At 73.8% G+C, this 19,247-nt stretch carries 14 protein-coding genes and 1 pseudogene; 10 read left to right on the forward strand and 5 right to left on the reverse strand.

The genetic code is table 11. The features are described from left to right. From E1281_RS22370 to E1281_RS22390, 5 genes are all read left to right on the forward strand, one after another. A partial coding sequence (locus tag E1281_RS22370) for a condensation domain-containing protein (RefSeq protein ID WP_243717245.1) occupies nucleotides 1-882 on the forward strand: 882 nt, incomplete at its 5' end. Beyond that, nucleotides 879-4,820 carry a non-ribosomal peptide synthetase gene (locus tag E1281_RS22375; RefSeq protein WP_243717246.1) on the forward strand — a complete coding sequence of 1,314 codons (3,942 nt, stop codon included), beginning with the start codon at nucleotides 879-881 and terminating at the stop codon, nucleotides 4,818-4,820. The genes E1281_RS22370 and E1281_RS22375, both read left to right, overlap by 4 nt. An 11-nt stretch (nucleotides 4,821-4,831) precedes the next feature. Next, nucleotides 4,832-5,041 carry an MbtH family protein gene (locus tag E1281_RS22380; RefSeq protein ID WP_131881253.1) on the forward strand — a complete coding sequence of 70 codons (210 nt, stop codon included), beginning with the start codon at nucleotides 4,832-4,834 and terminating at the stop codon, nucleotides 5,039-5,041. After that, the gene (locus tag E1281_RS22385; RefSeq protein ID WP_243717247.1) at nucleotides 5,034-5,687 is read left to right on the forward strand and encodes a GNAT family N-acetyltransferase; all 654 of its coding nucleotides are present in this window, start codon (nucleotides 5,034-5,036) and stop codon (nucleotides 5,685-5,687) included. The genes E1281_RS22380 and E1281_RS22385 overlap by 8 nt, the downstream gene beginning before the upstream one ends. Then, nucleotides 5,684-6,424, forward strand: coding sequence for an alpha/beta fold hydrolase (locus E1281_RS22390; RefSeq protein ID WP_131881255.1), 741 nt, complete (start codon nucleotides 5,684-5,686; stop codon nucleotides 6,422-6,424). The genes E1281_RS22385 and E1281_RS22390 overlap by 4 nt, the downstream gene beginning before the upstream one ends. Before the next feature lie 62 nt (nucleotides 6,425-6,486). Here the strand turns inward: E1281_RS22390 and E1281_RS22395 are convergent, their stop codons facing one another. Then, nucleotides 6,487-7,545: a S1 family peptidase gene (locus tag E1281_RS22395; protein WP_243717248.1), complete on the reverse strand. Its 1,059-nt coding sequence runs from the start codon at nucleotides 7,543-7,545 to the stop codon at nucleotides 6,487-6,489. Between the two features lie 282 nt (nucleotides 7,546-7,827). Beyond that, nucleotides 7,828-8,901 (reverse strand): S1 family peptidase, encoded by a 1,074-nt coding sequence (locus E1281_RS22400; protein ID WP_243717249.1) that lies wholly within the window; start codon nucleotides 8,899-8,901, stop codon nucleotides 7,828-7,830. A gap of 302 nt (nucleotides 8,902-9,203) precedes the next feature. Between E1281_RS22400 and E1281_RS22405 the strand changes: the two genes are divergently transcribed. From E1281_RS22405 to E1281_RS22420, 4 genes are all read left to right on the forward strand, one after another. Beyond that, entirely contained in the window at nucleotides 9,204-10,199 is a 996-nt protein-coding gene (locus E1281_RS22405; protein ID WP_131881259.1) for an ABC transporter ATP-binding protein, read from the forward strand. 109 nt (nucleotides 10,200-10,308) lie between these two features. Beyond that, nucleotides 10,309-11,262 (forward strand): ornithine cyclodeaminase family protein, encoded by a 954-nt coding sequence (locus tag E1281_RS22410; protein ID WP_131881260.1) that lies wholly within the window; start codon nucleotides 10,309-10,311, stop codon nucleotides 11,260-11,262. 91 nt (nucleotides 11,263-11,353) lie between these two features. Next, entirely contained in the window at nucleotides 11,354-12,142 is a 789-nt protein-coding gene (locus tag E1281_RS22415; protein WP_131881263.1) for an SDR family oxidoreductase, read from the forward strand. Then, nucleotides 12,139-13,203 carry a diacylglycerol kinase gene (locus E1281_RS22420; RefSeq protein ID WP_131881265.1) on the forward strand — a complete coding sequence of 355 codons (1,065 nt, stop codon included), beginning with the start codon at nucleotides 12,139-12,141 and terminating at the stop codon, nucleotides 13,201-13,203. Before E1281_RS22415 ends, E1281_RS22420 begins: the two co-directional genes overlap by 4 nt. Here E1281_RS22420 and E1281_RS22425 read toward each other — a convergent pair. The 3 genes from E1281_RS22425 to E1281_RS22435 all read right to left on the reverse strand — a co-directional run bounded on the left by E1281_RS22425 (nucleotide 13,200) and on the right by E1281_RS22435 (nucleotide 18,645). Continuing rightward, nucleotides 13,200-14,024, reverse strand: a complete 825-nt coding sequence (locus E1281_RS22425) for a nitroreductase/quinone reductase family protein (RefSeq protein ID WP_131881266.1) — start codon at nucleotides 14,022-14,024, stop codon at nucleotides 13,200-13,202. The genes E1281_RS22420 and E1281_RS22425 overlap by 4 nt on opposite strands. A gap of 288 nt (nucleotides 14,025-14,312) precedes the next feature. After that, nucleotides 14,313-17,243, reverse strand: coding sequence for a helix-turn-helix transcriptional regulator (locus E1281_RS42655; RefSeq protein WP_131881268.1), 2,931 nt, complete (start codon nucleotides 17,241-17,243; stop codon nucleotides 14,313-14,315). 115 nt (nucleotides 17,244-17,358) lie between these two features. After that, entirely contained in the window at nucleotides 17,359-18,645 is a 1,287-nt protein-coding gene (locus E1281_RS22435) for a glycosyltransferase (protein WP_131881270.1), read from the reverse strand. 166 nt (nucleotides 18,646-18,811) lie between these two features. On the opposite strand from E1281_RS22435, the pseudogene E1281_RS22440 reads away from it, so the two are divergent. Continuing rightward, nucleotides 18,812-19,247: pseudogene (locus E1281_RS22440) on the forward strand (histone deacetylase); the annotation flags it as partial.

A 19,247-nucleotide genomic window follows, 5' to 3' on the forward strand; every position in this document is an offset into this window, starting at 1 on the left:
CTCCTCGGCACCCGCCCCCTCGGCCCAGGAACGGACACGTTCGCGACGGCGCGGCACCGCACCCTCGGCCTGCCCGCCGACGTCACCGCGCCGCTGCTCGCCGACGTCCCGGCCGCCTTCCACGGGCGGGTCAACGACGTGCTGCTCACCGGCCTCGCCCTGGCCGTCGCCGGGTGGCGGCGCGACCGCGGCGCCGGCGACGGGACGGCGGTCCTCATCGACCTCGAAGGGCACGGCCGCGAGGAGATCGTCCCCGGCGTGGACCTGTCGCGCACCGCCGGCTGGTTCACCTCGATCCACCCGGTGCGGCTCGACGCCGGATGGGTCGAGCCCGCCGACGTCCGCGAGGGCGGCCAGGCCGTCGGGACCGCGCTGAAACAGGTCAAGGAGCAGCTCCGCGAGATCCCCGACAACGGCATCGGGTACGGCCTGCTGCGCTACCTCAACCCGGCGGTGGGCGCGGGCCTGTCGGGGTGCCCGCAGATCGCGTTCAACTACCTGGGCCGGTCCGCCGCGCCCGAGGCCGCCGACTGGGGACCGGCCGGCCAGGACGACACCGGCGCCCTCGGCCCCGCGCAGGACGGCGCGCTCGGCCTCGTCCACGCCATCGAGGTCAACGCGCACACCCGCGACCTGCCGGACGGCCCCGAACTGTCCGCGACATGGACGTGGGCGGGCGGCCTGTTCGACGACGCCGCGGTCGAGGACCTCGCCGGGCGCTGGTTCACCGCGCTGCGCGGCCTCGTCGCGCACGTCGTGGACGGCGCGTCCGACGGCCCCGTCGGCGGGTTCACCCCGTCCGACCTGTCCCTGGTGGACGTCAGCCAGGACGAGATCGACGAGCTCGCCGCCGAGCTCGACGGCGAATGGGAGCTGGAGTGAGCAAGTCGCAGCTTGAGGACATCCTCCCGCTGTCCCCGTTGCAGCAGGGGCTCTTCTTCCACGCGCTGTACGACTCGGGGAAGGACGTCTACACCGCGCAGATCGTGTTCGACCTGCGCGGCCCCCTGGACGCGGACGCCCTGCGCGCCGCCGCCGCGACGCTCCTGCGGCGGCACGCCAACCTGCGGGCCGGGTTCCGGCAGCGCAAGGAGGGTTCGCCGGTCCAGGTCGTGCACCGCGAAGTACGGCTCCCGTGGGACGACGCCGACCTGTCCGGCCTGCCCGAGGCCGGACGCGAGGCGAAGGCGCGGGAGCTGGCCGGCGCCGAACGCGCCCGGCCGTTCGACATGGCGAAGCCGCCGCTGCTGCGCTTCCTGCTCATCAAGCTGGCCGACGGCCTTCACCGCATGGTGTTCACCAACCACCACATCCTGCTGGACGGCTGGTCCACACCCATCCTGCAGACCGAGCTGTTCGCGCTCTACCTGGCCCAGGGCGACGACGCCGGGATGCCGCGCGTCACCCCGTACAAGAACTACCTGGCATGGCTCGCCGCGCAGGACCGTCCCGCCGCCGAGGACGCCTGGCGCCGCTCCCTCGACGGCGTTCACGAACCCACGCTCGTGGCACCGGGCGCACCGGAACCGGGCGCCGGCACGCCCGGACGGGTCCGGACCCGTCTCACCGAGGACCTCACCGCCGCGCTCGGCGCGCGCGCCCGCGCGCAGGGCGTCACCCTCAACACGGTTCTGCAACTCGCCTGGGGCACGCTGCTCGGCCGGCTCACCGGCTCGGCCGACGTGGTGTTCGGCGCGGCCGTGTCCGGGCGGCCTCCGGAGCTTCCCGGCGTCGAGCAGATGATCGGCCTGTTCATCAACACGCTGCCGATCCGCGTCCGCGTCCGCCCCGCCGACACCGTCGCCGAGGCGCTCGTCCGGCTCCAGGACGAGCAGGCCGCGCTCATGCCGCACCACCACCTCGGCCTGGCCGACATCCAGCGCCTCACCGGGACCGGCACCCTCTTCGACACGATGACCGTGCTGGAGAACTACCCGTTCGACCCGGACGCCGCGGGGGCCGACCTCGGCGGCCTGTCCCTCCACGACGTGGACGGCCACGACGCGTCCCACTACCCGCTGACCTTCGCCGCCGTCCCCGGCCGCGGCCTGTCCCTGCGCATCGACCACCGCACCGACCTGTTCACCGGGGACGGCGCGCAACGCCTGATGCGCCGCTTCGTCCGCATCCTGGAGGCCGTCGCCTACCGCCCCGACCTGCCGCTGGGACGCATCGACGTTCTCGACGACGACGAGCGCCAGAACGTCCTGGAGACCTGGCAGGGAGGGGCGACCGGCCGCGCTCCGGGCACCGTCACGGGCCGCTTCGCGGAGCAGCTGGCCCGGACGCCCGGCGCCCCGGCCGTCCGGGCGGGCGAGGAGACGCTCACCTACGCGGACCTGGACGCGCGGGCGAACCGGCTCGCGCACCGCCTCATCGGCCTCGGCGTCGGGACGGAGACCCGGGTCGCCGTCCTCCTCGAAAGGTCGGCCGACGTCGCCGTGGCGTCGCTCGCGATCCTCAAGGCGGGCGGCGCGTACGCGCCGATCCACCACGGCCACCCGCCGGAGCGGACGGCGTGGGCGGTCGCCGAGGTCGACGCGCCCGTCCTGATCACCGACTGCGCCATGCGCGACCGCGTGGCCGGCCCCGACACGCCGGCGCGGATCCTCGTGGTGGACGACGACCCCGAGACGGACGCGCAGCCCGCCTCCGACCCGGGCGTGGCGTCCCATCCCGAACGGCTCGCCTGCGTGCTGTTCACGTCCGGCTCGACCGGCGTGCCCAAGGGCGTCATGCTCCGCCACCGCGACGCCGTCGACCTCGCCTCCGACGGCCGTCTCCGGAACGGGGCCCACGACCGGGTGCTCGTCCACTCGCCGCACGCGTTCGACGCGTCCATCTACGAACTGTGGACGCCGCTCCTGCACGGAGGCACGGCCGTGTTCGCGCCCCCAGGGCATCTGAACGGCGAGGCCCTCGAAGAGGTCATCACCGAAGAGGGCCTCACCGGCCTCTTCATCACCACGACCCTGTTCAACCTCGTCGCCGACGAGCGCCCGCACGCGTTCGCAGGCCTCCGCGAGGTGCTGACGGGCGGGGAGGCCGGATCGCCGGCCGCGATGCGCAAGGTCCTCGCCGCCTGCCCGGACACCGAGGTCGGGCACGTGTACGGGCCCACCGAGGCCACCACCTACACGACCTACGCCGCGCAGCGCGCCCCGCTCGCCGACCCGTCCGAGACGCTCCCGGGGCTGGGCCGCCCCCTCGACGACATGCGTGTGTACGTGCTGGACCACGGGCTGCGGCCCGTCCCGCCCGGTGTGGTCGGCGAGGCCTACATCGCGGGCGCCGGCCTCGGGCGCGGCTATCTGCGGCGGCCCTCCCTGACGGCCGAACGCTACGTCGCCGACCCGTTCGGCGCGCCCGGCGACCGCATGTACCGCACCGGCGACCTCGTCCGGTGGCGCGCGGACGGCACCCTCGACTACCTCGACCGCGCCGACTCCCAGGTCAAGGTCCGCGGCTTCCGGATCGAGCCGGGCGAGATCGAGGCCGCCCTCGCCGCCCACCCGGACGTCGCGAACGTCGCCGTCATCGCCCGCGAGGATGTCCCGGGCGCCAAGACCCTGGTCGCCTACGTCATCGCCGCGGGTTCCGCCAGGGGGGACGGCCCCCCTGAACCCCCCGGCGACAAGCGTGGGGTGGACGGGCTCAGGGACTTCGCCGCCGAACGCCTGCCCGCGTACATGGTGCCCGCCGCGTTCGTCCGCCTCGACACGTTCCCCGTCGGCCCGACCGGCAAGCTCGACCGGCGCGCGCTGCCCGCCCCGGGCCACGAGGAGGCCGCCGCCGGACGCGACCCCGCCACACCCGACGAGGAGCGCCTCTGCGAGATCGTCGCCGGCGTCCTCGGCCTGGACCGCGTCGGCGCCGACGTCAGCTTCTTCGACCTCGGCGGCGACAGCATCGCCGCGCTGAAGCTCGTCACCCGGGCCCGGCAGGCCGGCATCGAGCTGACGCCCCGCGACGTGTTCACCCACCAGACGGTCGAAGCCCTCGCGCACGTCGGCGAGCCCGAGGACACGCTCGGGTTCGAGGTGCTGCTGCCCATCCGGACGTCCGGGACCCGTCCGCCGGTCTTCTTCGTCCACCCGGCGGGCGGCCTGTCATGGAGCTACCTGCAGTTCCAGCGGCACCTCGCCCCCGACCAGCCGATCTACGGCCTCCAGGCCACCGGGTTCACGCGGCCCGAACCGCCCGGCTCCGTCGAGGAGTCGGCGCAGGTGTACCTGGAGCGGATCCGCGCCGTCCAGCCGACCGGCCCCTACAACATCGCGGGCTGGTCGCTCGGCGGGCTCATCGCCTACGAGATCGCCGTGCGGCTCCAGGCCGCGGGCGAGCGGGTGGGGCTGCTCGCCCTCATCGACGCGTACCACACCCAGGACCTCGCATCGGAGCGGCGCGAGATCCTCCCCGAGCTGCTGGAGAGCATCGGCATCGACGCGAGCATGGTCGCCGCGGACGGCAACCCCGACATGGAGCAGATCATGGCGGTGCTCGCCGAACGCGACGACGCCCTCGCGACCCTCGGCGAAGACGACCTGGTCAACGTCTACCGCAACTACGAGAACGGCCTCCACCAGGCCGAGGTGTACCGGCCGGGACGGTTCCGCGGCGACATCGTGTTCTTCACCGCGCTCAAGGGCCGCGACGAAGACTCGCCCACGGCGCGCTCGAACTGGGGCCCCCTCGTCGAGGGGGAGATCGAGGACTACCCCGTCGACGTCGAGCACCACCTGCTCATGGAATCGGGCCCGGTCGCCGAGATGGGCGCCGTCCTGGCGGCGAAACTCGACAAACTTCAGAGCACTAATTGAAAGGGACAGACGTGACCAACCCCTTCGAAGACCCCGACGGCACCTACGTCGTCCTCGTCAACGACGAGGGCCAGCATTCGCTGTGGCCGTCGTTCGCCGACGTCCCCGCCGGCTGGACGGTGGCCAAGGACGAGGACACCCGGCAGGCGTGCCTGGACTACATCGAGGAGAACTGGACGGACATGCGCCCCAAGAGCCTCATCAAGGCGATGGGTGACTGACCGCGGCCGGTCGGCGCTCCACGAGGGCGAGGTCCTGGTCCCGGCGGTCACCGAGTGGACGATGGAGATGCTGGACGCGGCGGACCTGCGCCCCGCGCCGCTGCCCCGCGTCGAGATGACGTTCACGCTCTCCGGCCTCCCGTCCCCCGAGGTCAACCGCGCCCTGTACGCCGCCGTCGGCGCCCGCGTCTGCTGGACCGACCGGTTCCCCTGGACGTACGCCGACTGGGAGGCGTGGGTGGACCGCCCGGAGCTGTCCACCTGGATCGCCATGGCCGAGGGCACGATCGCGGGCTTCTTCGAGATCGAGGCGCAGCCGGGCGGGAACACCGAGATCCACCTCGTCGGGCTCACCCACCCCTTCGTCGGCCGCGGCTATGGCGGCTACCTCGTCGAGCAGTGCACCCGCCGCGCCTGGCAGCGCGGCGAGCTGTGGGCCCGCGGCACCGGCCGCGCCACCCGCGTGTGGCTGCGCACCAGCACCCTCGACCATCGCCACGCGATCGGGAACTACCGGCGCCGGGGCTTTAGGGTGGCCGCGGAGACCACCGCCCCCAAGCCCGTCCCGGACCCGCGCGCCGCCCCGTGGCCGCTGCCGCACGACCCGCGCGTGGTCGCCGGAGACATGGAGGAGTTGATCACGTGACCTGGTTCCGCTGCCCGGAGAACCGGCCCTGGGCGTCCATGCGGCTGTTCTGCCTGCCGCACGCGGGCGGGTCGGCGGTGTTCTACCGGCCCTGGGCCAAGGAGATCAGCCCGGCCGTCGAGGTGCACGCCGTCCAGTACCCGGGCCGCGCCGACCGGATGGCCGACGCGATGGTCACCGACGCCCACCAGCTCGCCCGCCTCGTCGCCGGCGCGATGGCGCCGCTGATGGACCGTCCCGCCGCCGTCTTCGGGCACAGCATGGGCGCGGTCCTGGCCTACGAGGTCGCGCGGCTGCTGCAGGAGCGGGGCAGCGCCCCGGTGCACGTGTTCGCCTCCGGCGCCCGCCCGCCGCACGACCGCGGCGGCGACCGCGTCGCCGGGAAGGACGACGACGGCCTCGTCGCCGAGATGGTGAAGCTCGGCGGCAGCGACGCCGAAGCCCTTCAGGACCCCGAGCTGCGCGAACTGGTCCTGCCGTACGTGCGCAACGACTTCCGGCTGATCGAGGACTACGCCCACCGGGCCGGCGGTCCCCGGCTGGCCGTCCCGGTCACCGCGATCATCGGGGACCGCGACCCGCACGTGACCGAGGACCGGGCCGCCGGGTGGGCGGACGTCACCGACGGGCGCTTCGCCCTCAAGGTCCTGCCGGGCGACCACTTCTACCTGACGGAACGGCGGCCGGACGTCATCGCGGAGATCCTCCGCACCCTCGAAGTCCCCGCCGCCCCCTGAGCCGGGAGCGGACGGCGGCGGGCCGCCCCCGGGGACGGCCCGCCTCCTTCTCGTCGTACCTGTCAGTAGACGCTCAGGCCGTAGCGGTTGAGCACCTCGGTGACGGGCTGGAAGAACGTCGTCCCGCCCCAGCTGCAGTTGCCGCTGCCGCCGGAGGTCAGGCCGAGCGCGGTGGACCCGGCGAACAGGGAGCCGCCGCTGTCGCCCGGCTCCGCGCACACCGTGGTGCGGATCATGCCGGAGACGCTGCCCTCGGCGTAGTTCACCGTCTGGTTGAGCGCGGTGACACGGCCGCTGTGGTAGCCGGTGGTGCTGCCGCTGCGGTACACGGTCTGCCCGACCGTGGCGTTGCCCGCGCCGGTGATGTCGCGGGTGCCGCTGCCGTAGAGGCTGACGGCGCCCCGCGTGTCGGCGGGCGTCGAGGTGTACCGCACCACTCCGTAGTCGTTGCCGGGGAAGCTGCTGGCGTACCTGGTGCCGAGCACCCGGCCGGAGCCGTCGGTCCAGGTCGAGCCGATGTTGGTGCAGTGCCCTGCGGTCACGAAGTAGTACGTTCCGCCGCTGCGGACGTTGAAGCCCAGCGAGCAGCGGGAGCCGCCGGTCCGGATGGCCTGGCCGCCGAGGGTGAACCTCTGGAACGTCCCGGCGACGCGCTCGGTCCGGACGGCCGCGCCGTGCTTGGCCGCGGCGGCCCGCACCTTGGCGAGCTGGGCGCCCTTGACGCTGCTGTCCATCGTGAGCAGGACCTGGTTGGCGTCCGCGTCGACGGCCCACGCGGTGCCCGGGACGGTCGCGTCCCGTTTGAGCGCGGCCATGACCCGGTTCAACTCGGCGCCGCTGCGCGCGACGGTCTCCGGGACGGCGCCCGCGGCCCGCACGGTCTGCGCGGCGCCGGCGTCGGTCACGGTGACGACGAGCTTGCCGTCCTGGAGATACGAGCCGGCGGTCTGGGAGCCGAGCCGCTGCGCGAGCGACGTCGCGACGGCGCCGGGGTCGGCCGGGGCGGCGGGTGCCGCCGGGCTTGCGAACGCGGCGGGTGCGGTGGCCAGGGTGGCGGCCACCACTGCTGACGTCGCCGTTGTGACGGCGACGGCGCCGACGCGCCTGTGACGGATCTTCACTTGTGCCTCCACGGGGGATTGGGTGCACCCGAGTGGTGCACCGGAGGTCACCGACATCGTGAAGAACCGTCAACGCTGATGTAAGACGCAGAAGCTGACCAATTCGGGACGAAGTGCTTGTCACCCTCGTGCCGGTCCCGTGGTCAGACTATGAAACGCCTTCATGTTGTGGATCAATGAACGCGGACCGGCCCCGGTTCCTCGCCGTGAGGAACCGGGGCCGGTCAGGGCTTCCCGCCGCCTGGGAGCTCCGGCGGGCCGCCGTGCCCTACCGGGCCGTGACTAGTAGATCTCCACGCCGTGCGCGGAGAGCGCCTCGGTCACGGGCTGGAAGAACGTGACGCCGCCGGAGGAGCAGTCGCCGCTGCCGCCGGACGTCAGCCCGAGCGCGGTGGACCCGTCGAACAGCGAGCCGCCGCTGTCGCCGGGCTCGGCGCAGACCGTCGTCTGGATCAGGCCGCTGACGGTGCCTTCGGCGTAGTTCACCGTCTGGTCGAGCGCGGTGACCTCTCCGGTGTGCACGCCGGTGGTGCTGCCGCTGCGGATCACGCTCTGCCCGACCGCCGGGTCGGCGGCCTCGGTGATGTCCACGAACCCGTTCTCGCCCGTGACGCCGCCCTCCGAGTCCTCCGGAGTGGAGGAGTACTGGACGATGCCGTAGTCGTCGCCGGGGAAGCTGCTGCCGGTGGTGTCGCCGAGCGTCGCTCCCGACTCGTCGGTCCAGGTCGAGCCGGCCTCGGTGCAGTGGCCCGCCGTCAGGAAGAAGAAGTCGGTTCCGTCGGTGACGTTGAAGCCCAGCGAGCACCGGGAGCCCCCGGTGAAGATGGGGTCGCCGCCCGCGGTGAACGGACGGAACTTCCCGGCGACGCGGTCGGTGCGGATCGCCGCGCCGTGCTTGGCCGCGGCGGCCTTCACCTTCTTCAGCTCCGCGCCCTTGACCGTGCTGTCCATGGTCAGGACGACCTGGTTGGCGGCCGGGTCGACGGCCCAGGCGGTGCCCGGGACGGTGGCGTCGCGCTTGAGCGCGCCCATGACCCGCTCCAGGTCGGAGCCGCTGCGCGTGACGACCTTCGGGACGGCGCCGGCGGCGCGGACCGCCTGGGCCGCCTTGTCGTCGGTCACCGTGACCGTGAGCTTGCGCGTGGCCTGGTCGAGGTAGGAGCCGGCCGTTCGGGAGCCGAGCTGCCCGGCCAGTTCGGCGGACAGCGTGCCCACGTCCGGCGTGGACGTGCCGGCGCCGGCGGTGCCGGCGGTCGCCGTGGTGTCGGGAGCGGCGACGAGCGCGGTCGCCACCATGCCGGACGCCGCCATGGTGACGGCGGCGGCGCCGGCGATACGGGAGGGACGGATCTTCACAGGGCCTCCAGGGGGAATTGGGCGCACCCGGGTTGGTGCGCCGGAGGTCACCGCACATGCTGGAAGAAACCTGAAGGCCGGCGTAAGGCAACAAAGTGACTAATCAGTAGGGTACGGATTGTCACAATGGGTGCTGGATTCGTGTACGCCATCGGCCGGAAACGTCCTGTTTGCCCGTCTGGCATCGGACGCCGTGCCACTGGGCCTCCCCGCCGGGCGGGCCGCGACGTACAGTCGAGGCGACGGGGGACCGGACATAAGACGCGGACCCCCCGCCCCCGGTTCCCCGCATGGGAGTGCCCATGGGTGTCGAGATCCGGGTGGAAGGGCTGAGGAAGTCGTTCGGGCGGCAGGTCATCTGGGAGGACGTCTCCTTCACCATCCCGGCGGGCGAGATCTCCGCCCTGCTCGGGCCGTCCGGAACCGGGAAGTCGGTGTTCCTCAAGAACCTCGTCGGGCTGCTGCGCCCCGACCGGGGCCACGTGTACGTGGGCGGCGGCGACGTCCCCCGGCTGCGCGAGAACGACCTCTACGCGCTGCGCCGCCAGTTCGGCGTGCTGTTCCAGGACGGGGCCCTGTTCGGCTCCATGAACCTCTACGACAACATCGCGTTCCCGCTGCGCGAGCACACGAAGAAGGGCGAGTCGGAGATCCGGCGCATCGTGCTGGAGAAGATGGAGATGGTCGGCCTGTCCGGCTCCGAGGGCAAGCTGCCCGGCGAGATCTCCGGCGGCATGAAGAAGCGCGCCGGGCTCGCCCGCGCCCTCGTCCTCGACCCGGAGGTCATCCTGGCCGACGAGCCGGACTCCGGCCTCGACCCCGTCCGCACCGCGTACCTCAACCAGCTGTTCGTCGACCTCAACACCCAGCTCGGCGCGACGTTCCTGATCGTCACGCACGACATCGGCACCGCCCGCGTCCTGCCGGACAACCTCGGCCTGCTCTTCCGCAGGGGCCTGGTGATGTTCGGGCCGCGGGAGATGGTCCTGTCCAGCACGCACCCCGCGGTGAACCAGTTCTTCAACGCGCGCCGGGAGGGGCCGATCGGGATGGCGGAGGAGAAGGACCTCGCCGAGGTCGCCGCCGAGTCGGCGCCGCAGACGATGCCCGCGCCGATCCCGCCGCAGCTCATGCCGAGCGACGGCGCCCTGCGCCCCTCGATGCGCCGCCCCGGCACGTGGCTGTCCGAGCACCGCGTGAACCCGCCCCCCGGCTCGTTCATCGACGACGTGGGCCGCAACTGGCTCACCGACTGGGACACCCTGGCCGCGCAGCGCCACCGCCCACCCCTCCGTTGACTTGCGGCGTGTTGTTGTTATGAGCCCGTCCAAGACAACAACACGCCGCAAGTCAACGCGCACGGCGGCGATAGTGACGTGGGGGCGCTGCGGGCGGGAGGATGGTCCTGTGACGCTCCTTTTGGCCCGTTCCGACCTCGAGGCGCTGCTCGACCCCGTCGAATGCCTCGACGCGCTGCGCCGCGGCTTCAGGGCCGAGGAGGGCGAGGTGGCGGCGCGCCGGGTGGTCGGCGGGCTCCCCGGCCAGGGCACCGCGACGGCGCTGCTGCCGGGCCTGGTCGAGGAGATCCCCGCCTACACGGTGAAGGTGAACGCCAAGTTCCCCGGCAGCCGCCCGGCGCTGCGCGGCGTCGTCTGCCTGCACGACCTCGGCACCGGCGAGCTGCTGGCTCAGCTGGACTCGGCGACCGTCACCGCGTGGCGCACCGGGCTTGCCGCCGCGCTCGGCACGCACGCCCTGGCCCGGCCGGACGCCGGGACCGTCGCGGTGATCGGCGCGGGGGCCCAGGCGGAACTGGTCATGCGGGGGCTGGCCGAGCTGCGGGAGGTGCGCGCCCTCACCGTCTGCGACCTCGACGCCGGCCGCGCCGCCGACTTCGCCGAACGGCACGGCGCCCGGCTCGGGCTGCCGGCCTCTGTCGCGGCCGACCCCCGCGTCGCCGTCCAGGACGCCGAGATCGTCGTCACGGCGACCTGGGCGCGCCGCCCCATCCTGCACGCCGGAGACGTGACGCGCGGAACGCACCTCACCTCGCTCGGCGCGGACGAGCCGGGCAAGGCCGAACTCGGCACCGACCTGATCGAGGGCGCCCGCGTCGTCGTCGACGACGTCCCCCTCGCCGTCGAGATGGGCGTGCTGGCCGGGGCCGGGCTGGACGTGAAGCACGCCGCGGGGACGCTCCGCGACCTGCTGCGCGGCCAGGTGCCGGGACGGGTGAAGGGCGGCGAGGTCACCGTGTACGCGCCGGTCGGGCTGCCCTGGCAGGACCTCGCGGTGAGCTGGTGCGCCTACGAGGCCGCCCGCGCCGCCGGCTCCGGCGTGGAGTTCGACTTCCTCGCCTGACGGGGCGGCGGACCTCGCACGGATATTGAAACATGTTCTACTTCCTGCGTAGGCTGGGGCGCCAGAGGCGGGCGGCCCGGAGGTGGCACCGGTGATCCTGGATCGATTCCGAATCGACGGCAAGGCCGCGGTGGTGACCGGCGCCGGCCGCGGCATCGGCGCGGCCACCGCCGTCGCGCTCGCGCAGGCCGGCGCCGACGTGGTGGTCTCGTCCCGGACCGAGGAGCAACTCCGCAAGGTCGCCTCCGAAATCGAGGCGGCCAGGCGGCGGGCGGTGGTCGTCCCGTCCGACCTCGCCGACCCGGACGCCGCCGCCGAGCTGGCCGGCCGTGCCGCCGCCGAACTCGGCCGCCTGGACATCGTGGTCAACAACATGGGCGGCGCGATGCCGGCCCCGTTCATGGACACCAAGCCGCGCCACCTCGAGAACGCGTTCCAGTTCAACGTCAGCACGGCGCACGCGCTGACCCGCGCGGCCGTCCCGCATCTGCTGGAGTCGGGCGCGGGCAGCGTCGTCAACATCTCGTCGGTGATGGGCCGGATCGCGGGCCGCGGTTACCTCGCCTACGGCAGTGCCAAGGCCGCGCTCGCCCACTACACCCGGCTCGCCGCGTTCGACCTGGCGCCGCGCGTCCGGATCAACGCGATCGCCGTCGGGTCCGTCGCGACGTCCGCGCTCGACATCGTCATGACCAGCGACGAGCTGCGCACCGAGATGGAGCGCAAGACGCCGCTGGGCCGCGTCGGCGACCCCGAGGACGTCGCCGCCGCCGTCCTCTACCTCGCCTCGCCCGCGTCCGCCTACGTCACCGGCGCCCTCCTGCGTGTGGACGGCGGCATCGAGCACCCCAACCTCGACCTCGGCCTGGAGGATCTGTGACCTACCGCGTCGTCCAGTGGAGCACCGGCAACGTGGGCCGGCACGCCATCGCGGGCATCGACGCCCGCCCCGACCTCGACCTCGCCGGCGTCTGGGTCTCCAACCCCGGCAAGGTCGGCAAGGACGCCGGGGAGCTCGCGGGTCTCGGGCGCGACCTCGGCGTCACCGCGACCGGCGACGCGGACGCGCTGCTCGCGCTGCGGCCGGACTGCGTCGTCTACACCTCGATGGCCGACGTGCGGCTGATGGAGGCGATCGACGACCTGTGCCGCATCCTGCGCGCCGGGGTCGACGTCGTCTCCAGCAGCCCCGTGTTCCTCCAGTTCCCGGACGGCGTCGTGCCCGCCGGGATGTCCGAGCCGGTGCGGGAGGCCGCCGCCGAGGGCGGGGCGTCGATCTTCGTCAACGGCATCGACCCCGGCTTCGCCAACGACGTGCTCCCGCTCGCCGTCACCGGCATCAGCGAGCGCATCGACCAGGTCCGCTGCGTGGAGATCCTCAACTACGCCACCTACGACCAGGGCACGGTGCTGTTCGACATCATGGGCTTCGGCCGGTCCCTGGACGAGACGCCGATGCTGCTGCAGCCCGGCGTCCTGACGATGGCGTGGGGCAGCGTCGTCCGGCAGATCGCGGCGGGGCTCGGCGTGAAACTGGACGAGGTCGCCGAGTGGCACACCCGGCTCCCCGCTCCCGACACCTTCGCCGTCTCCGCCGGGACGATCGAGAAGGGCACGGCGGCGGCCCTGCGGTTCGAGGTGCGGGGGATGCGCGGCGGCGAGGCCGTGATCGTCCTGGAGCACGTCACCCGGCTCCGCGACGACCTCGCCCCCGACTGGCCGCAGCCTGCGGGCCAGGGCTGCTACCGCGTGGAGGTCCACGGCGAGCCGAACTACACCGTGGACCTCCGGCTCCTCGGAACGGACGGCGACCACAACACCGCCGGGCTGAAGGCGACCGCGATGCGCCTGGTCAACGCCGTGCCCGCCGTCGTCGAGGCGCCGCCCGGCCTGCTCACCGCCCTCGACCTCCCCCTGATCCCGGGCCGCGGCCTGCTCTAGAGCTCGATCGCGGCGAGGAGCGGGACGACCGTCTCCTCCTCGTGGTCCAGGTGGGCGTTGAGGGCCTTGGTGAGCCGCTCGACCTCGGTGAGCAGGGACGCGGCGTCTCCGTGGTCGAGGACGAGGCGCAGCTCCTCAAGGAGCCTCTGCATCGTCTTGTGCTCGTCCTTCAGCCGGGCCAGCGTCGGCTCCAGCTCGGGGTGGTGGCGTTCCACGAGCGGGAAGACCATGGTGTCCTCGCCCAGATGGTGGTTGCCGAGTCCCTGGCACAGGGTGAGGCAGTTGATCCGCAGCTGCGCGCCCAGACCGGCCCCGGACGCGGCGACCTCCTTGCGGATCAGGTCCAGCTCCCTGCGGAACGCGTTGTGCACCGCGAGGATCATCCCGCCGAGCGTCTCCGGTCCGGCCGGCGGCCCGGGCTGGAGACGCACGAGGGCGACGACCGGGAGCGTCCGACCCGACCTGGTCTCGTACTCCGCCCACCCCGGGTCGGCCTCGGCGGCCCGCGCGAAGGCGGCGTCGCGTTCACCGCCCTCCAGGACGACGGCGTCCGCCTCGTAGTGGAAGTCGCCGCTCTCGACCGTGACGCGCGGGTTCGCGACCAGGTTGTGGAACCAGGCCGGGTGCTTCGGCGAGCCGCCGGCCGAGGCGATCACCAGGACCCGGTCGCCGTCCGGCAGGTAACCGAGCGGCGTGGTGTGCCGGGCGCCGGAACGCGCCCCGGTCGTGGTCAGCAGGAGGAGCCGCCCGTCCTCGAACATGCCGCCGACGCGGCCGCCGTTCGCACGGAACTCCTCGATGACCTGACTGTTGAAATCCATATATCTCCTGGACTGTTTGGGGCATGACGAATCGGCCATGGAAATGGCGCGTGTCCATGGCTGGAAGAATGGCGGAGCAGGGCATGTCGAAGCGTCGGGCATGCCCGATGACGTCGCGCGATGGCGCGCGAACGCAAGATGGAAGTAAGAGAAGGCGAGGATGGAAAAGGCGGGCCTCTCGCCCGCCCCGGCCTCACTCGGAGGCCGGGAACCTCACTCGCTCGTGGCCCATGGCCGACCCGGCAGTCACGGAACCGACGTTACCCGCGCGGTCAATTCGACGCAAGATCAGATGCCTTCGCGGTGCGCGACGGCCGCCGCCTGGGTGCGGCTCGCGACGTTCAGCTTGGCGAGGATGTTCGAGACGTGGACGCTCGCCGTCTTCGGCGAGATGAACAGCGCCGCCGCGATCTGCCGGTTGCCCAGGCCCTCGGCGACCAGCTTCAGCACCTCCCGCTCCCGCCCGGTGAGGCCGCCCAGCGGGCCGGCCGGGCGGGGCTCCGGACGCGCGGCGCCGAGCCGGGCCCGGTCACCGAGATCGCGGAGGGCCCCCAGCAGCGGCGCCGCGCCGAGCCGCTCGGCGGTGCCGGCGGCCGACCGCCACTCCGCGGCGGCGCCCTCACGGTCGCCGTTCTCGGCGAGGGCCTCGGCCAGCCGCCACCGCGACCGCGCCGCCTCGTAGACGAACCCGCCGTCGGGGTCGCCGTAGGTGAACAGGTCGGTCGCCCTGCGCCACAGCTCCACGTCGTGGACGCCGTCCACCCGGCGCCGCTCGGCCTCGGCCCGAGCCAGCCAGGCATGCCCCTCGAGCCCGAGCCAGGCGCGGGGATGCCCGGCGGGGGTGACCGTGAACACCGTCCTGGCGACGCGCAGCAGCTCGTCGCCCGCCTCCTGCGCCGCGCGCACCGCGCCGCCGTCGCCGGCGGCGCGGGCGCGTGCCGCGATCTCGGCGTGGGCCCACAGGCCCGTCGCCGCGAGCCGGATCATTCCGTCCGTGTCGCTGTACGGGCCGGCGAGGACGTCCGCGACGTGCTCGACCGCCGTATGCGGATCGCCCCGCCACAGGGCGTGCTCGGCCGCCAGGCCCCGGGCGAGGTAGTCGAGGAAGAGGTCCTGCCCCAGCAGCGGCTCGATCCACCGCAGCCGCTCGTCCGCGTTCGGCGCGCCCTGCGCGACCTCGACGAACAGCGCATACGCGGAGGTCTGCGCCTCGGCCACCCGGACGACCTGGACGGCGAACTCCCCGGCGAGCCGGTTCGCCTCCGGCCAGTCGCCGGTCGTGTAGTGGATCAGGTACCGCAGGGACCGGATGATGATGCCGTAGGTGCTCCATCGGAGGCCCTTGTCCAGCGCGAACCGCACGCCGTCGTCGGCGGCGGCCGCCGCGCCCGCGAGGTCGCCGCGATCGAACATGGTCCGTGTGTGGTGGTACCTGGCCCGCACCGCCGTGTGCGGGCTGTCCCCGGCCGCCTCGGCCAGCTCGCCCGCCCGCGCGAACACCTCCGCGACCGCCGGGTCGGCCTCCCGCGACTCCCGGTGGAGCCCGAGGGTGACCAGCAGGGCCGCCTCGGCGCCGGCGGCCCCCGCGGCGCGGGCCTCGGCGACGGCCCGCTCCGCGAGCTCCGGCATCTCCCCGTCCGGGTCCCGGTAGAGCAGCGACCGGGCGTAGGTGGCCAGGGCCCAGGCGCGCCCGGCGGACGCCGGGCCGTCCGCCAGCATCGCCACCGCCTCCCGCGCGGCCGCCAGCGACTCCTCCAGCTCGTCGATGTCGTTCAGATACGTCGCGAGATGCTCGCGGATCTCCGCGCCGAGCCGCCGGTCCGCGGGGCCGGCGGCGTCCGCCAGCCGGCGGAGCCGGTGCACGGCGCGGCGCGGCTCCCCGGCCCGCGCCGACTCCTTCGCGGCCGTCAGCGACAGCCGGACCCGGTCGGTGCCCGCGGCCCGTTCCGGGTCCGGGACCGCGTCCCACAGCTCCAGCGCCCGCTCGTAGTGCCCGAACGCCTCGGCGGGCGCGCCGAGCCGCGCCGCCTCCCGCCCGGCCCGGACGGACGCGGCGAACGCGGCGGGCAGGTCGTGCGCGGCGAGGCTGTGGTGCGCCAGCTCGGCCGCCGAACCGCGCGTCCCCTCCGGGAGGCCGGCGAGCAGCCGCGCGAAGCCGGCGTGCAGCCGGGTTCGCTCGCCCGGCAGCAGGTCGGCGTAGACGGCCTCGCGCAGCAGCGCGTGCCGGAACGTGTACCCCGCCCCGGACGGGACGAGCAGCTGGTGCGACACGACCTCGCGCAGCGCCTCGCCGACCGCCGCCTCGTCCAGCCCCGAGACCCGGCGGACGAACTCGTCGTCGATGCGGCGCCCGGCGACCGCGGCGACCCGCACGACCCGCTCCCCGGCGTCCGACAGCCGCTCCATCCGCGACAGCAGCAGGTCCGCGAGCCCGGACGGCAGCTCCGCGGGCTCGCCGCCGAGTCCGGCCGAGTACAGCTCGGCGGCGTAGAACGGGTTGCCCTCCGAGCGCCGGTGCACCCGCTCGATGACCTCGGTGGCCACGGGCGCGGTCCCGTGCGACAGCGCGGCGAGGTACTCGGCGGTCTCGCCGGGGCCGAACGGGGCGACCTCGACGCCGGTCACGTTCGGCAGCCGCAGCAGCTCCGCCACCACCGGCCGCAGCGGGTGCCGCCGGTGCAGGTCGTCGGACCGGTAGGTGCCGACGAGGCAGATCCGCTCGCGCTGGAGCACGCGGCTGAGGAAGGTCAGCAGATGACGCGTCGAGCGGTCGGCCCAGTGCAGGTCCTCCAGGACGAGCAGGACGGGCCGCTCCGCCCCCAGCTCGCCGAGCAGCCCGAGCACCGCCCCGAAGAGCTGCTGCTGGCTCAGCTCGGACGCCGTGGCCGGGCCCCCGTCGCCGTCCGGCAGCAGCCGTCCCAGCACGGGCCGGGCGCCGATCGCGGCGCGGACCTCGTCCGCCTCGGGGGCGCCGGACTGCGCGGACGCCCACAGCGCGTCCGTGAGCGGCAGGTACGGCATGCTCTCGCCGAGTTCGGCGCACTGCCCGACCATGACCGCGCACCCCTCGTCCCGGGCGGCGCGGGCGAGCGCGGACACCAGATGCGTCTTGCCGACGCCCGCGTCGCCGCTGACGAGCACCACCGCGGCGCCGCCCCCCGCGGCCCGCTCCAGCGCGGCGGCCAGCTCCGCGAACTCCGCGCCCCTGCCGATCAGCATCGGCCGTCCCCTCCGGTCATTCCGCCCAGTATCCCACCGGACCGGGCATGAAGGGGGCGGGCATGAACGGGCCCCGGAACCGTAAGGGAACCGGGGCCCGCGCGGACGGTGCGCGTCAGCCGACCAGGGCGGGGGTCCTGTCGGTCTCGTGCACCGCCTCGTCCTCGGCCGCCTGCTCGGCGGCGGGCTCGGCCTGGGCTTCGGGCTCGGGCTCGGGTGCGGGCAGCACCTTCTGGTAGGCGCGGAGCGTCTCGGCGGCGATCCGCTCCAGCGAGTAGCGGGAGCGGGCGCGGTCGGCGGCCGCGATCGAGTAGCCGTGCAGCGTGGTCTCCTCGGCCAGCAGATGCCGGATCGCGCGGCCGATCACGACGGGCCGTCCCGCCGGGACGTGCAGGCCGGTGATGCGGTCGAGCACCTCGTCGGCGTTGCCGCCCGCCGGGGTCGCCACGACGGGCACGCCGCAGGCCATGGCCTCCAGCGGCACCGAGGGGCACGGCTGGTGCGGCGTCAGGCACAGCGCGAGGCTCGCCGTCCGCAGCAGCTTCGGCAGCGCCTTGCGGGGGAGCCTGCCCAGGAAGATCACCCGGTCGGCGACGTGCAGCTCCTTGGCCAGCAGCGTCAGCTTGTGCACGACGGGGTCGTTGTCCAGCTCCTCGCGCGCCGGCCCGCCCGCGACGGTCAGCTCGGCGTGCGGGATGTGCACCAGCGCGTGCAGCGCGGTCTCGACGTCCCCGGCGGCGAGGTCGTCGCAGACCATCACCAGGCGCCGCCGGTCGCCGCGCGGCATCGAGGGGCCGGACTGGGCGAACTGCTCACCGTCGACGCCGTAGGGGACGACGGCCACGGTGGGACGCGGGACGCCCATGCGTACCACCGCGCCCGCCTCCTCGGCATGCCCGGCCAGCACCACGTCGGCGTCCCGGCCGATGGCCTTCTCCAGCCGGTCCCGGTGGGGGTGGACCGGGTGCCCGGCGCGGCGCTCGGCGGCGGCGACACCGTGGTAGCTCTGCGCGAAGGGGATGTCCAGCTCGCGGGCGACGGCGCAGGCGGCGAGGCCGCCGATCCAGCCGTGCGCGTGCACGATGTCGGGGCGTCCGCCGCCCGACCAGCGGCGGCGCAGCTCGTCGGCGAAATCGCGGACGTGCTTCAGCATCTGCTCGTCCGACAGCGGGCGGGCGGGCCCGGCGTCGAGATGGACGAGCACGGCGCCGGGCGCGAGCTTGACCCGGCCGCGGGCGCCCTTCTCCTGGCGCCGGGCGTAGACCGTGACCTGGTTCGGCTCTCCGTCCGAGGTCAGCGGACGGGTGAGCGAACGTGCGAGGTCCCGTACATGGATTGACTGCAGGTGTTCGCCGTCGAGGTCGGAGGCGGACACGAGAGCGATGTTCAGCGGGCGGTGCATGACGGATCCTCCGGTACATCACAGGGGAAGCACGGAGGTATCTGCGTCGTAGACACCTGCTCGGACAGTTTCATTTCCGCCCCTACCTCCCGCCAAACCTCGCGAATCGGATCCCTGTCCCGCCTCGTCCCGCGTCGACTCCTGACCAGCGTGGATACTGGGGAAGATGAACGACGAACCGCTCTGGTACGTGGCCTACGGCTCGAACCTGTTCCGCGAGAGGTTCCGCTGCTACCTGTCGGGCGGCCGTCCCGAGGGCGGCGCCCGCCGCCAGGCCGGCTGCCGCGACCCCCGTCCCGCCCGCGCCGAACGGTCGATCACCGTGCCCGGCGGCATCTACTTCGCGCACGACTCCCGCACCTGGGGCGGCGGGACGGCCTTCTACGACCCGGACCTCCCCGGGCGGGCCGCCGCCCGCGCCTACCTGCTGACCCGCCGCCAATTCTGCGACGTCCTGTCCCAGGAGATGCACCGCGAGGTCGGCGCCGACCACGACCTCTCGCGGGCCCTCGCCCACGGCCGCCAGCACGTCGGCCCCGGCCGCTACGAGACCGTCCTGAAGGTCGGGGAGCGCTCGGGGCACCACCTGTCTCTTATACACA

This window comes from Actinomadura sp. KC345 (assembly GCF_004348515.1).
Lineage (GTDB): Bacteria > Actinomycetota > Actinomycetes > Streptosporangiales > Streptosporangiaceae > Spirillospora.